This is a genomic window from Acinetobacter sp. YH01006 (assembly GCF_013420445.1).
In the GTDB taxonomy this organism is placed as follows: domain Bacteria; phylum Pseudomonadota; class Gammaproteobacteria; order Pseudomonadales; family Moraxellaceae; genus Acinetobacter; species Acinetobacter pseudolwoffii.
This window is the reverse complement of record NZ_VOYB01000004.1, coordinates 191,857-205,364: the sequence shown is the minus strand read 5'-3', so window position 1 is coordinate 205,364 and position 13,508 is coordinate 191,857. Positions and strand designations below refer to the sequence as shown.

Here is a 13,508-nt window from a genome sequence, read left to right as displayed (position 1 = left end):
GCGCACGAAAGTGATCAAGGCGTCAACCGGGGAGAGGCTGCATGGGCTTTAAACTTAAAAAGAAAAATACAGGTGAAAGCACTGGCCGCAAAGGCGGTAATGCTTTTTTCACTAAGATTCAATCGCAAATAGATCAATTATCACGTGTATTTGGTGGTAGTGAAAAGTCAAAACCGCTGATCTATGGGGCAGCAGGCTGTCTTTTAGCCGCACTGATCACTTTATTATATCTTTTTTATAGTGTGCCACGTAGCAACGAACTCACTCAAAGTCTGGGTGATTTACGTCTCCTCTCGCAAACGATTTCGCGCCAAGCAACTGAAGCAACCGCTTCGGGTACACCGGAGGCAATGAAAAACCTAACTGACTCGCAAAAATCTTTTGCTGAGAACCTTGAAACAGTTAAAAATATTCATTCAGATAATGAGGCGCTACAAGCTGTTGATAAACAGTGGACAGAAGTTTCTAGCGGTATTGATCTGATTACCTCGCAACAAAAGATCATTAACCAGTTATACGACACCAACATTGCCATTGGTGAAGCAATTCCCGGGATTCAGGCGGAATATAACTTGATGGTTGACCAGATGGCGCGTCAAGATATGCCATCGAGCCAGGTGGTGATTGCCAAGAACCAGGTATTTATTGCAGAACGTATTTTACGTTCAATCAGTCTGGTATTGACGGGTAGTGATGGCTCTCGTGAATCGGCGGATGACTTTAGTGCCGATACCGAAACTTTCGGCTCTTATTTAAATGCACAATTGAATGGTTCTGTTGAACTGGGCGTACAGCGTATTGCTGATCCAGCAATGCGTGAATCTCTAGAAGGTATTAAGGCTGAATATGATGAAGTACTCGAATCAGCATCAGCAATTATTCTGAAGAACTCGACTGAAATTGTAAAAGTTCGTCAGGCCGCTGCATCTATTTTTGCCCAGTCTGATGTGCTTTTAGATAACCTGAACAAATTATCAGGTAACTCAGGTCTTAAAACCGTTATTCCAGCCATCCTGTTGATTGCCTTGTTACTTGGTTTCTTGCTTTGTGTATTCAAATTGCTTTCTTTACGTGGTGTATCGGATAAGCAGCGTGTAGGCCGTTTACAAGAAGAATATGACCGTAACCAGAATGCGATTTTACGTTTACTGGATGAAATCGCCGATCTTGCAGATGGTGATTTACGTTCATACGCAACAGTATCGGAAGACTTTACCGGTGCGATTGCCGACTCGATTAACTTTGCAATCGACCAGTTACGTGACCTGGTATCGCGTATTACTGAAACTTCGCAAGAAGTTGCGCAATATACCGCGACCACACAGGGCATTACCAACCAGTTGGCTGAAGCTTCTGAACATCAGGCTCAGGAAATTGCCGGTGCTTCTGCGGCAATTAACGAAATGGCCATGTCGATTGATCAGGTATCTGCCAACGCCGATGAATCTGCTGTGGTAGCAGACCGTTCGGTACAAATTGCTGCAAATGGTGCGGATGTCGTACAACGCTCGATTGAGGGGATGGACACGATTCGTGAACAGATTCAGGAAACCTCAAAACGTATTAAACGTCTGGGTGAATCTTCTCAGGAAATTGGTAACATCGTTGCCTTGATTAACGATATTGCCGACCAAACCAACATTTTGGCATTGAACGCAGCCATTCAGGCGTCGATGGCGGGTGAAGCCGGTCGTGGTTTCGCAGTTGTAGCCGATGAAGTACAGCGTCTTGCAGAGCGTTCTGCGTCTGCAACCAAGCAGATTGAAGGCCTGGTAAAAACCATTCAGACCGATACCAACGAAGCGGTTATTTCGATGGAGCAAACTACAGCCGAGGTTGTACGTGGTGCGAACTTGTCTAAAGATGCCGGTGTGGCACTGGATGAGATTCAAACCGTATCGAATAACCTGGCGAAACTGATTGCGAACATTTCTGATGCAGCAAAACTGCAGTCTGCATCTGCAGGTCATATTGCGACCACGATGAATGTCGTACAGGAAATTACTTCGCAAACCACCAGTGCCACCTTCGATACAGCACGTTCGGTATCTGAACTGGCAAATATGGCCGATGCATTACGTGAATCTGTAGCTGACTTTAAACTACCAGAATAAAGTTAGCGATGATGGGGAGAATGTGCCTTGATTACGATTGAGGCACATTCAAAAAATACAGATAAAGCCTCGACAAGATGTACTTAACCTCAAATGTTAGGTATTGCGTGACGGTCACAATTAAGTTTGAGCGCCCTTCTTGGCGGCATAACGTAAGAAGCATAAGCTATGAAAGAAATATTAAAAAATTTAGTTGAAACGACAACGCTTCCTGAAGATAGTTATCTTGATCAAGATGCAGAAATTCTTGAAATTTTTGTTGAGGAAATCGAAGAAATCTTCGTTGAGTTAAATGCTTTATTTCCAGAATGGCTGGTCAATCCGGATCATCAGGAAAATCTGAAGACCATTCGCCGCCATTTTCATACCCTGAAAGGTTCAGGTCGTATGGTGGGTGCAAAATCGGCAGGGGAAATGGCCTGGGCAGTTGAAGATACCCTGAACCGGGTCTTGTCCGGTTCAATTCAGCTGACAGCGATGGTGCAAAAATTTGCCCAAGCGGTACTGAATGTCTATCAATATGCTTTATATCCAAAATTCAAACATGTACAGGAATTGGATCTCGACCTGCGTCCAATGCTGCTGTTGGGACAACAATTACAACAAAACCTTTCACCTGAACCTGCGTTAGAAGAATTATTAGCATTGGCCGATCATTTGACTGCCGAAGGTCAGACCACAGGGCTGGAAATTGCAGATCATGACCTAAGTGAATCTGCTGCTATTATCGAAACAGCGCCGGTAGAAGTAGCGGTTCGCACTGATATTGAAGAAACCGTGGCCATCTTCATTGAAGAAGCCGAAGAGCATCTGGAAACGATTGCCACCTTCCTGCGTACTGAAGATGAAAAATCACAAGATTATAATGCCCTGATTCGTGCCATTCATACCTTGCGTGGCAGTTCATCGATGGCGCAGATTGAACAGATTTTTGAAGCCAGCTCTAAAGTTGAACAGTTATTTAAGACCTTGTTACAAGATGAAATTGTCTCGACCTCAAAAGAAACAGCCTTACTGATTCAATATGCCGAATTTATCAGTGATTATGTGCATTTATTAGGTCAGGGGGATACCGAAAAACTAGATGCGGTCTATGCCACTTTTGAAGCAGTCTGGAGTGATTATGGCTTTGCGGTCACTGAATCAGATGCGGTTCAAACCCAAGGTCTGGTGTCCAAACTGGTTGAACTGGATATTGACCTGTTGCTCGATGCTGAGTTTGAATTCGATAAACGCGCACAAGTCGATTATCCGGAATATATCCAGGCACTGAGTCAACAGGCTGCAGAATTACTGGCGCATACTGATAGCCGCGCGGCCAAAGGAATTCATGAATTCACGGCAGATCTGAAATCGGCTTATGATGCCCTGCTTAAAAAGCCGGTGCTGTTAAACAGCAATTATGCTTATGAACTGTTTGCACAGGCACATCAGGAATTTATTCATTTATTTGATACCCTGGCTGCAGGACAGCGCGTCATTCTAAATGATGACATTCAAAAAACTTTAAGTGAACTGTCGGCATTTGTACAACAGGATCTTGAGATCTTTGCTGAAGAGACTGAAAAGTCAGGCGTTGAGCCGACCACAGATATTATCCCAACGGCTGACACCTTAACCACAGGCAGCGTAGATTTCGCTGCCTTGAGCCAGCGTATTGCAGCCGATCGTCAACAGCGCGAGAGTGCTGAAACCAACCGTGATTTCGATGAAGAACTGTTAGGTATCTTTCTGGAAGAAGCCGATGAATTGCTGGCAGGTATTGATGAAGATCTGAATACCTGGAGCAAAAAACAGGATGATACGACTTCACTGAACAATCTGATGCGTCATTTACATACCTTAAAAGGTGGTGCAAACATGATTGCGGCTTCGCATATCGGTTTGATTGCCCATGAACTGGAAAGTATTTATGAACGGGTGATCCGTCAGCAGATTGCCGTAACACCTGCTTTAATCCAGATTGTCCGTCTGGTACAGGACAATGTGTCCGACCGTATTCAGTCCATTCGAGATGATGGCATTGATTATCCGGCGACAGAAGCGGTGGCAATTTTACAAAATATTCAGGCACTACTTTCTGGGCAAACGCTGGCTGCTGTTGAAAGCACAACTGCTGCATTCAACGTGACCGCGTTAGAGACGCTATCAACTCCTGAAGTGCCATTCGAAGAATCAGTGGCGACAGAGCAGCCTGCAATTGGTCTGGCTGAAACAGAAGAACAGGTTGAAAGCATAGCAATAGAATCTATTGAAGCTGCTGAGACTGAAGTTGAACGCTCTGAAGAAGATGAGCTGAAATCAATCGTTGAAGAAACCTTCCTCGAAGAGTCTGAAGAAATTCTGGCCAATGCAGAGAAGCTGCTCAATCAATGGTTTGATCAGCGTAGTGACCGTAGTTTATTACTCCAGTTACAGCGTGCTGCCCACAGTATTAAAGGTGGTGCACGCATGATTGAAACTGAAGAGGTGGCCAGCATTGCCTATGAACTGGAAACCACTTTCGAGCAGTTTGCAGTTTATCAATTCAACTCGAATGCCTATGATGGCTTATTGCAGAAAACACTGGCCTGGTTAAAACAGGCAATTTTCCAGCGCGACTATAGCGGTTTTGATCAGCTGCACAGCAGTCTGAAGAAGATTGCTTATGTGGACGTCACTGCGCAATTGCCTGAGCGTCTGGCAAAAACAGAACATCTGGTGGTCAGTACCGACTTTGGTTTTGTTGAGGGTGATGGTACTGAACCGCCACAGATGATGGGTGAGTGGGCGAATACAGGCAGTAGCGATAGCAATAACGAGATGATTCGTATCTCTGCTGATCTGGTCGAGAAGATGATTGACCTGTCGGGTGAAAACTCGATTAACCGTTCGCGGATCGAGATGGATCTGGGTCAGCTTGGCAATACCCTGAACGAGATGGAACTGGCGATCAAACGACTTGCCGACCAGTTGCGTCGAATGGAAGGCGAGCTGGAATCACAGATTATTGCCAAACATGGTTCAGAAAATTCGCGCTATGCCGACTTCGATCCGCTGGAAATGGACCAGTATTCATCGTTGAACCAGTTATCCAAATCTCTGGCAGAATCAGCATCGGATCTGGTCGATTTCAAGAGCACCTTGGCCGACAAGATTCGTGAAACTGAAGGTCTATTATTACAACAATCGCGTATTCAGGCCGAGATTCAGGAAAGCCTGATGCGTACCCGTCTGGTGCCGTTTGACCGGATGTTGCCGCGTTTACAACGTATTGTGCGTCAAACCTCAACCACCTTGAACCGTCCTGCAGAACTGATCGTACAGAATACCGAAGGTGAACTGGACCGTAATATTCTCGAGCGTCTGGTCACCCCATTTGAACATATGTTGCGTAATGCGATTGACCACGGTCTGGAAGATACCGCAGATCGTCTGGCATTGAACAAGCCGGAAGTGGGTTCTATTGTATTGAACATCAGCCGCCAAGGAACCGATGTCATCGTTTCTTTCAGTGATGATGGCAAGGGGATCGATGCGGAGAAAATTCGTGAGAAAGCCCTCAGTCTGGATCTGATCAAAGCCGACCAGCCGATTGATCAGGATGAAATACTACAATATATCTTCCATCCTGGTTTCACTACCGCAAAAGCAGTCACCCAGATTTCTGGTCGTGGCGTTGGTCTGGACGTGGTACAAAGTGAAATCAAGTTGCTCGGCGGTCATGTTTCGGTCAGCTCGGAACTGGGTAAGGGCACGGTCTTTACGATTCGCGTACCGACGACAGTGGCCGTCAGTGATGCCTTGATGGTGAAAGCGGGCGATCAGCAATATGCAATTTCTCTGGCGCAGATTGACCGAATCGTGCGGATTGCGCCGACCACATTGGAAACTTACTTTAACAGTAAAGATGATTACTTCAAGATTGATGGTGAAAACTACAAGCTGCGTTATCTGTCGGAATTTGTCGGTACTCAGCCGATTCCACGTCTGAATAATGTCGGTCATTCATTGCCGGTGCTTCTGATTAAGGGCAACAGTGGCCAAACCATTGCCTTGCTGGTCGATCAACTGGTGGGTTCACGTGCACAGATTGTGGTGAAACCGATTGGACAGCAGTTTGCCAACATCGGGGTAGTGGCGGGTGCTACGATTCTGGGTGATGGTCAGGTCTGTCTGATTCTCGATGGCCAGAATATTGCGCGTCAGATTCAGGCGACACAGCGTGTGAAACAGATGCATGATCAGCGTGATGGTTCGCGTCATTCTAACGCACGCCGTCTGGTGATGATTGTCGATGACTCGGTGACAGTACGTAAGGTAACTTCGCGTCTGCTTGAACGTCAGGGCTATGACATTGTGACCGCCAAAGATGGTGTAGATGCGATCGAGCAGCTAGAAAATGTCAGACCAGATCTGATGCTGCTGGATATCGAAATGCCACGTATGGATGGTTTTGAAGTCACCAACCTGGTTCGTCACCATGATATTCACCGTGACTTGCCGATTATCATGATTACGTCGCGTACTGGTGAGAAACATCGTGAACGTGCATTCAGTCTGGGCGTGACCCACTATATGGGTAAACCGTTCCAGGAAGCTGAACTGCTGGCCAATATTCAACAATTAATTGCCGAAAAACAGGGGTAATCGATGAGTCAGAGCAATTCGACGAGCAAGATGGCTGATCAGATTAGCCAGCAGGAACTTCAGCATCTGATTACGGTATCGACCGGATTTATTGATGCCTATATTATTGACTGTCATGGCAAAGATCCGATGTTATTGCCACAAAACATTGTGCTGTCAGCGCTGGACAGCAATACCCAGGTCAAGACAGTGGAATGGCATGAAGCACAATTGCCAGTCTATGCCATCAATGAGCCTTCACGTCAACATGGCGTGGCATTGGTGATTGAAGGTGATGAGATCAATCAGCGTTTTGCCCTAATGTGCAATGAAATGCCGAAAACCATCCGGATTCGTATTTCTGAAGTGGTCGATGTCGATCAGCCGGTGAATGATCCTGCCATCTTTCAATATGTACGAATGAATGAACAGCTGTTTCATATTCCGAATATGACGAATATTCAGGCTACAATCGGGCTGTAATGCAAACTATTAAATATCAAAAAGGAACTCCATGGAGTTCCTTTTTTATTGCGTTATGAATTTACTTAATTGGCAAGTAAATTTACCAAAATCTGCTCATAAATTTCAGCCAGTGGCTCCAGATCGGCAATATCAACATGCTCATTGATCTGGTGGATGGTGGCATTCAATACGCCAAGTTCCAGTACCTGTGCGCCTGTAGGTGCAATAAAGCGGCCATCCGAGGTTCCACCAGAAGTAGAAAGCTCGGTTTCAGTACCGGTGACATTTAGAATAGCGGTTTTAGCTGCATTGACCAGCTCGCCGACCGGGGTCAGAAATGGCAAGCCCGACAAAGTCCAGGAAATGTCATAGTCCACACCGTGACGATCCAGAATTTCCACAGTACGTGCTTTAAGTTCTTCGGCGGTCACTTCAGTTGAATAACGGAAGTTAAATAGCAGATTCATGTTACCCGGAACAACATTGGTTGCGCCTGTACCTGAATTGATATTGGAAATCTGGAAAGTGGTTGCCGGGAAATATTCATTGCCATGGTCCCAGACGGTGTCACACAGCTCGGCAATCGCTTTAGAGGCGCTATGAATCGGGTTTACTGCCAGATGCGGATATGCCACATGGCCTTGTTTGCCTGTTACCGTGAGATTGGCATTTAAAGAACCGCGACGGCCATTCTTGACAATATCCCCCAGTTTATGGGTACTTGACGGTTCACCGACCAGACACCAGGTAATTTTTTCATTACGCGCTTCCAGGGTTTCAATGACCTTGACTGTACCATTAATTGATGGGCCTTCCTCATCTGACGTAATCAGGTAAGCAATTGAACCTTTATGATTTGGGTATTTTTCTACAAAACGTTCTGTCGCTACGATCATAGCTGCCAAAGCCGTTTTCATGTCGGCACTGCCACGACCATAAAGTTTACCTTCACGGATTTCGGGTAAAAATGGATCTGAGTTCCAGGCATCCAGGTTGCCCGTTGGCACCACATCGGTATGGCCAGCGAAACAGAAGACCGGACCTTCTGTGCCTTTGCGTGCCCAGATATTATCGACATCTTCAAAACGCATGGATTCAATATTGAAACCAATCTTTTTTAAACGTTCCGCCATAATATTCTGGCAGTCATGATCAATGGGGGTGACAGAAGGCTGACGTAATAGTTGCAGGCTTAAATCGAGAGTAGCGGAAGAGCTCATGCGGTTTTCAACAGTCGATAATTTTCTCGGCTCTATAATAGGCGAATATCGGCTTGAATGTGAACGATCGATATAAAAAAACCCTATCTGAGATAGGGTTCTATGAGCATTTAAGAAAAAACTAGTTTTGACGGATTTCGTCAGAGGTTTTTTCAGCAGTATTGGTTACCGCATCGCCCGCCTTAGACACGTCTTTGCCCATACCTTTTACGGTGTTACAGCCAGTTAATACAAAAGCCATCATTAATGAAGCAGCAAGAATTTTTTTCATCATCATCTCCGTATAATCAATAATAAAATTATTATGATGTGGAACTTAGAGTAGAAAATATACGCACTAAAAAATATGTGGTTTTCATAGTGCTTCGGTTAATAAATGTAATGCTTTATAGGGGCTTATGTGATGGATACTGGCTTAGTACCGGTTGGCGATACATATAGAAGTCATTGCGATCGATTTTTTTATAGAGACCATCCGTCCACCAGGTCGCAGTCAAACTGCTTGGCTGGGCTTGCGGATAAATCCATTCATGCCGTTGCAGGCGATAGAACGCATCTTGTGCAGCAGGAATATGCTGTCCCCATAGACCTAGGCGACGCTCGGTATTGATCCAGGTGGGAATAGGCTGGTCAGCATGATGGGTCGGCAGATACAACTGTCCCTTCATCACACAAAAACGTTTTTGAATAGAATGTGCTAAAGCTTCATCAAATTGGAACTGTTTTTGTGTGAAATGGTTCATTTTTCTGATTAAGGTATCGGTGCGGTTCAGGCCGTACCAATGCGGCAGACTAAAATCTGCTTCGGCCAGATAATATTTCAGGGCAATTTCCCAGTGTTCAACCAGTCCGGTATCGGTATTAAGGACTAGGAAATCCAGTTCACCCAAGGTTTTTGCACCCTCAATTTGCTGAATACTATGACCGAGTAGCTGATAGGGATGATAAGCATCGTCGAGTAACCAGAACCAGACCAGCATTTCAAAGCGCAGCCCCAAACGCGTGCTTTTCAGTTGCTGCACAAATTCGATTAATTCTTCTGGATGCTGATCGAGAAATTCCAAACGTGGATGATACTGGCTAAGATATTGCTGCCAAGTCTGGCTGTCATGCAGCTCAAAGCGATGTATGAGTTCAAGCTCCTCGGGAATACCGGACAGGATATTCGGACTGCCGACAGCAAATGCCAGTTGCCGTACCAGAGGATGTTGATAACGATGCCATGCTTCTACAAGATTTTGGTTTAAACTGGAAAAAGACATGGTACAACCTGTGAAAAGTGCAGAAATACAACGGACAGTATCGGAAAACGCTTTATACTACCTGAATTCTGCGGTTAGGGTTGATGTATGAAAGTGTTGTTTTGGCGGAGTCTGGTGGTGCTGTTTGTGATCCTGGGCTTTATCGGTGCAATCCTGCCGGGTATGCCAACAACGGTCTTTTTGATTCTGGCTGCTTGGGCGGCATCTAAAGGTTGGCCACAAATGGATAATTGGTTATTGAACCATCCCAAATATGGCTCGACTTTAAGAGATTGGCGGGCGCATGGTACTGTACCGCGTAAGGCCAAATGGCTGGCCAGTATCATGATGCTGATCAGCGGGATTATCATGCTGTTTACTACCGCACCCTTGGCAGTAAAAGCCTTTACCAATATCACCATGCTGATTGTGGCCATCTGGTTATGGCGACGTCCTGAACCGGATCAGGTGATGCTTCATCAAGAAACGATTCATATTGAAAAAACAGAGATAAAGTTAAAGAAAACAGAGTCAAATAAAGTAGATTCAGAGAATAACAAGTCATGAGTACCTTGCATCTGGATCAAGCAGATATCCTGATTGATCTCGCCCAACAAAAGCTGTATTTGCCACGTCTAAACAAGCAATATCTGATTTCCACTGGTAAAAATGGCATTGGTGAAACTGAAAATAGTGGCAAGACCCCACGTGGCTGGCACAAGATCGCTGAAAAGTTTGGTCAGAATGCACCTTTAAACAGTGTATTTATTGCACGTCAGGCGACGGGTGAAATTTATGATGCTGAACTGGCAGCAGAGTTTCCGCAACGTGACTGGATCTTGACCCGTATTTTATGGTTGAGTGGGCTTGAAGCCGGTTTTAATCAAGGCGAGGGCTGCGATACCTATCAACGTTATATCTATATTCATGGCACGCCAGAAACAGAAATGATGGGAGAGCCACTTTCTCATGGCTGTATTCGTATGCGTAATCTGGAGGTCGCTGAACTCTTTGACCTGGTGGGTGAGAATGCCTTGGTGTATATCTCGGAACATGCATTAGATTCAAAAATGCTGAAGGGTGTGCATACTGAATAATGAATCGATCTTTAATGTCATGTGAAAATGATTTTGTTTTTACGGGCGGGATGAGATGATTTAATACAGTTTAAGACATTTATTAATCTGATCCAGATCCTATTTTTACAGCATGAAACGGGTTGAATCATCGTCTAAAGCTAAACTTTATCGCTATTTTTCACATAAAAATAAATGACAGTTGAAAGATTACATGAACACAACGCCGAGTAATTTTAAAGCTTTGTATAATTCTTGATCGGAACTAAAGCATACTGCCTGAGTGAGTCTGAAATCTCGCAAGAGAAGACAGGAAATTTTGTTGTGATTTTCATTTTGGAAATTAAAAAATTTCGGTAGAGACTTAAAAAATAAACAAAAAGTGTTGTTTTTTTTAACAAACAACCTATTTTTTAATCACTCACACCTAAAAAGTGGAAAACATTCCGAAAAGCGTTTGACAGGCTGTGCAGATTCTCTATAATGCACCCATCAAACGATGATAGACGTTTAGAAAGGGCGCTTAGCTCAGTTGGTAGAGCGTCTGCCTTACAAGCAGAATGTCGGCGGTTCGATCCCGTCAGCGCCCACCAAGCTCTTTCATGTTGAGACCTTATAGTTGCAGCGGTAGTTCAGTTGGTTAGAATACCGGCCTGTCACGCCGGGGGTCGCGGGTTCGAGCCCCGTCCGCTGCGCCACTTTAAGATCTTGATTCTCGTTTGCCACAATAGCGACATTGTGTAAATGCAGCGGTAGTTCAGTTGGTTAGAATATCGGCCTGTCACGCCGAGGGTCGCGGGTTCGAGTCCCGTCCGCTGCGCCATTTATACAATAGACCTTTTGAGGGCGCTTAGCTCAGTTGGTAGAGCGTCTGCCTTACAAGCAGAATGTCGGCGGTTCGATCCCGTCAGCGCCCACCATAATCTTTTGCGATGCAGCGGTAGTTCAGTTGGTTAGAATACCGGCCTGTCACGCCGGGGGTCGCGGGTTCGAGCCCCGTCCGCTGCGCCATTTCAAAAGAAATTAAATTTAGGTCCCTGAGCTTAAATTTGATTAAACTAAAGATTGACACTCTTTATCAGGGCGCTTAGCTCAGTTGGTAGAGCGTCTGCCTTACAAGCAGAATGTCGGCGGTTCGATCCCGTCAGCGCCCACCAGATTCTTACGATGCAGCGGTAGTTCAGTTGGTTAGAATACCGGCCTGTCACGCCGGGGGTCGCGGGTTCGAGCCCCGTCCGCTGCGCCATCCTAAGATGAGAAGCTTGGATTCCTGAGATCTGAGTGTTCAATATACCAAGACATTCCTTGTCTTGCGTCATTAAAAACAACGCTGTTGTTTTTCTCAGGGCGCTTAGCTCAGTTGGTAGAGCGTCTGCCTTACAAGCAGAATGTCGGCGGTTCGATCCCGTCAGCGCCCACCATATCTTTCTTGCCTAAACACTGAACATTTCATAGAATTTGAAGTCTATAATAATTTGAAGGTTTCACGACGATGAGAAATCCATATCAGCGCAAGGCAGCGACCAAATCTCAAACTACATACGACCCCCAACACCTTTATAAACAGTATATTGAATCGATTGTCGCGAATGCCGGCATTTTTGCGCTTTATCAGGATGGCTGGGCTTTGTGTGCGACCCCTACTGGACAGCGTGCATTTGCTTGCTGGCACAGTAAAGGTCTGGCTCGTCTGCTGATTAAAGACAATTGGGTGAATTACGATATTCAGGAAATTGGTCTCAAGGATTTTGTAGAGAAAGTGATTCCGTTTTTACGTCAGGAAAGTACCATTGTGTCTCTTGATCTGACGCCAGAAGGGCAGAATATTCTGGTGGCACCGGAAAAATTATTACTGGATATCAAAAATTATCTGTATCAGATCTATGTGCAAAAGCCGGAACTTTTTAAAAATCCGGATATGCCTTTGCCAAGACACATTCGTTTAAATTAATTTTCTTGTTGTTAAGCAGCTTGTTTATTGGAACAGTGAATATTCATTCAGCAGCCAGCCATTAATCAACGCAAAATATTCACGTAGCCATGAATGGTAGCGAGCATTCTGAGGAGTGCTGGCACTCAGACTGATCACTTGCTGATAGCCCTGATGTCTGGCAATAGCACGGGCACGCGGGCTATGAAAATCATTGGTCACAATCACAATGGGCTCATTTCGGCCAATATTCTGTTGTTGCAAGATCGCCTGAGAATATTGCAGGTTCTGTTGGGTGCTTCTGCTTTGATCTTCTACGCGAATCGGGTTTTTGAGCTGCGGATAGGTCGTATGAATATAATGTTGCATGACTTCAGCTTCGCTTTGTCTTTCCCGGAAATTTCGTCCTCCGGTCATAATCATCAACGTATCTGGATATTGTTCTGCATATTTTGCTGCAGTATCCAGACGATTTTTTAAGATGGGTGAGGGTTGACCCTGGTTAATCCCACTACCTAATACCAGAATCGCTGTAGCCGGTTGTGCAGGAATATTCGAGTTGATCGACATCTGGATATAAGCGAAAAAAATCGCAACACTGATCATCCAGAGTAAAAATCCGCCCCAGAGACTGTTCCAGAACAATGTTCTGAGTCGAGAATTTTGTTTCCAGCGCTGAATAGATGAAAAAAGCAGGGCATACAGGATCAGTGCCACACCAATGATGATAGACAGCATGATACCAAAATGCCTTTGGTCCTGATTCAGTAACCAGACGCTATTGATACAGAGGATCAAGCCAAAGATCAGACTGAGACTTCGTTTAAGTTGATTGAGCATCCAAGTTTCCTTTT

10 protein-coding genes and 8 tRNA genes are annotated in these 13,508 nt (G+C 45.1%); 14 read left to right on the top strand and 4 right to left on the bottom strand.

Annotated features, from left to right (window positions below; all coding sequences use genetic code 11):
* Positions 1-41 precede the first annotated feature (41 nt).
* The 3 genes from FTT73_RS05585 (at position 42) to FTT73_RS05575 (ending at position 7,205) form a co-directional block, all read left to right on the top strand.
* Positions 42-2,114, top strand: a complete 2,073-nt coding sequence (locus FTT73_RS05585) for a methyl-accepting chemotaxis protein (protein ID WP_180191129.1) — start codon at positions 42-44, stop codon at positions 2,112-2,114.
* A gap of 168 nt (positions 2,115-2,282) precedes the next feature.
* Complete coding sequence (locus FTT73_RS05580) at positions 2,283-6,743, top strand: Hpt domain-containing protein (RefSeq protein WP_180191128.1); 4,461 nt, start codon at positions 2,283-2,285, stop codon at positions 6,741-6,743.
* A 3-nt stretch (positions 6,744-6,746) separates the two neighbouring features.
* Positions 6,747-7,205 carry a hypothetical protein gene (locus FTT73_RS05575; protein WP_005097843.1) on the top strand — a complete coding sequence of 153 codons (459 nt, stop codon included), beginning with the start codon at positions 6,747-6,749 and terminating at the stop codon, positions 7,203-7,205.
* Between the two features lie 65 nt (positions 7,206-7,270).
* Here the strand turns inward: FTT73_RS05575 and dapE are convergent, their stop codons facing one another.
* The 3 genes from dapE to FTT73_RS05560 form a co-directional block, all read right to left on the bottom strand.
* Positions 7,271-8,407, bottom strand: coding sequence for a succinyl-diaminopimelate desuccinylase (dapE, locus tag FTT73_RS05570; RefSeq protein WP_180078226.1), 1,137 nt, complete (start codon positions 8,405-8,407; stop codon positions 7,271-7,273).
* Between the two features lie 121 nt (positions 8,408-8,528).
* The gene (locus FTT73_RS05565; RefSeq protein ID WP_004280704.1) at positions 8,529-8,681 is read right to left on the bottom strand and encodes an entericidin A/B family lipoprotein; all 153 of its coding nucleotides are present in this window, start codon (positions 8,679-8,681) and stop codon (positions 8,529-8,531) included.
* A 112-nt stretch (positions 8,682-8,793) separates the two neighbouring features.
* Positions 8,794-9,669, bottom strand: a complete 876-nt coding sequence (locus FTT73_RS05560; RefSeq protein WP_005097841.1) for a DUF1853 family protein — start codon at positions 9,667-9,669, stop codon at positions 8,794-8,796.
* A gap of 87 nt (positions 9,670-9,756) precedes the next feature.
* On the opposite strand from FTT73_RS05560, the gene FTT73_RS05555 reads away from it, so the two are divergent.
* The 11 genes from FTT73_RS05555 to FTT73_RS05505 all read left to right on the top strand — a co-directional run bounded on the left by FTT73_RS05555 (position 9,757) and on the right by FTT73_RS05505 (position 12,675).
* Positions 9,757-10,215 carry a YbaN family protein gene (locus tag FTT73_RS05555; RefSeq protein WP_005097835.1) on the top strand — a complete coding sequence of 153 codons (459 nt, stop codon included), beginning with the start codon at positions 9,757-9,759 and terminating at the stop codon, positions 10,213-10,215.
* On the top strand, positions 10,212-10,745 hold the full coding sequence (gene elsL / locus FTT73_RS05550) for a cell wall-recycling L,D-carboxypeptidase ElsL (protein ID WP_100357888.1): 534 nt from the start codon (positions 10,212-10,214) through the stop codon (positions 10,743-10,745). Before FTT73_RS05555 ends, elsL begins: the two co-directional genes overlap by 4 nt.
* A 496-nt stretch (positions 10,746-11,241) precedes the next feature.
* Positions 11,242-11,317, top strand: a tRNA-Val gene (locus tag FTT73_RS05545).
* Between the two features lie 28 nt (positions 11,318-11,345).
* Positions 11,346-11,422 (top strand) — tRNA-Asp (locus tag FTT73_RS05540).
* A 48-nt stretch (positions 11,423-11,470) separates the two neighbouring features.
* Positions 11,471-11,547: transfer RNA gene (locus FTT73_RS05535), tRNA-Asp, on the top strand.
* Between the two features lie 21 nt (positions 11,548-11,568).
* Positions 11,569-11,644 (top strand) — tRNA-Val (locus FTT73_RS05530).
* 14 nt (positions 11,645-11,658) lie between these two features.
* Positions 11,659-11,735: transfer RNA gene (locus tag FTT73_RS05525), tRNA-Asp, on the top strand.
* 70 nt (positions 11,736-11,805) lie between these two features.
* Positions 11,806-11,881, top strand: a tRNA-Val gene (locus tag FTT73_RS05520).
* Positions 11,882-11,893: 12 nt separating this feature from the next.
* Positions 11,894-11,970, top strand: a tRNA-Asp gene (locus FTT73_RS05515).
* 99 nt (positions 11,971-12,069) lie between these two features.
* Positions 12,070-12,145: transfer RNA gene (locus FTT73_RS05510), tRNA-Val, on the top strand.
* A 71-nt stretch (positions 12,146-12,216) separates the two neighbouring features.
* Complete coding sequence (locus FTT73_RS05505; protein WP_005097833.1) at positions 12,217-12,675, top strand: DUF2750 domain-containing protein; 459 nt, start codon at positions 12,217-12,219, stop codon at positions 12,673-12,675.
* Positions 12,676-12,699: 24 nt separating this feature from the next.
* Here the strand turns inward: FTT73_RS05505 and FTT73_RS05500 are convergent, their stop codons facing one another.
* Positions 12,700-13,494: a YdcF family protein gene (locus FTT73_RS05500; RefSeq protein WP_005097832.1), complete on the bottom strand. Its 795-nt coding sequence runs from the start codon at positions 13,492-13,494 to the stop codon at positions 12,700-12,702.
* Between the last annotated feature and the right edge of the window lie 14 nt (positions 13,495-13,508).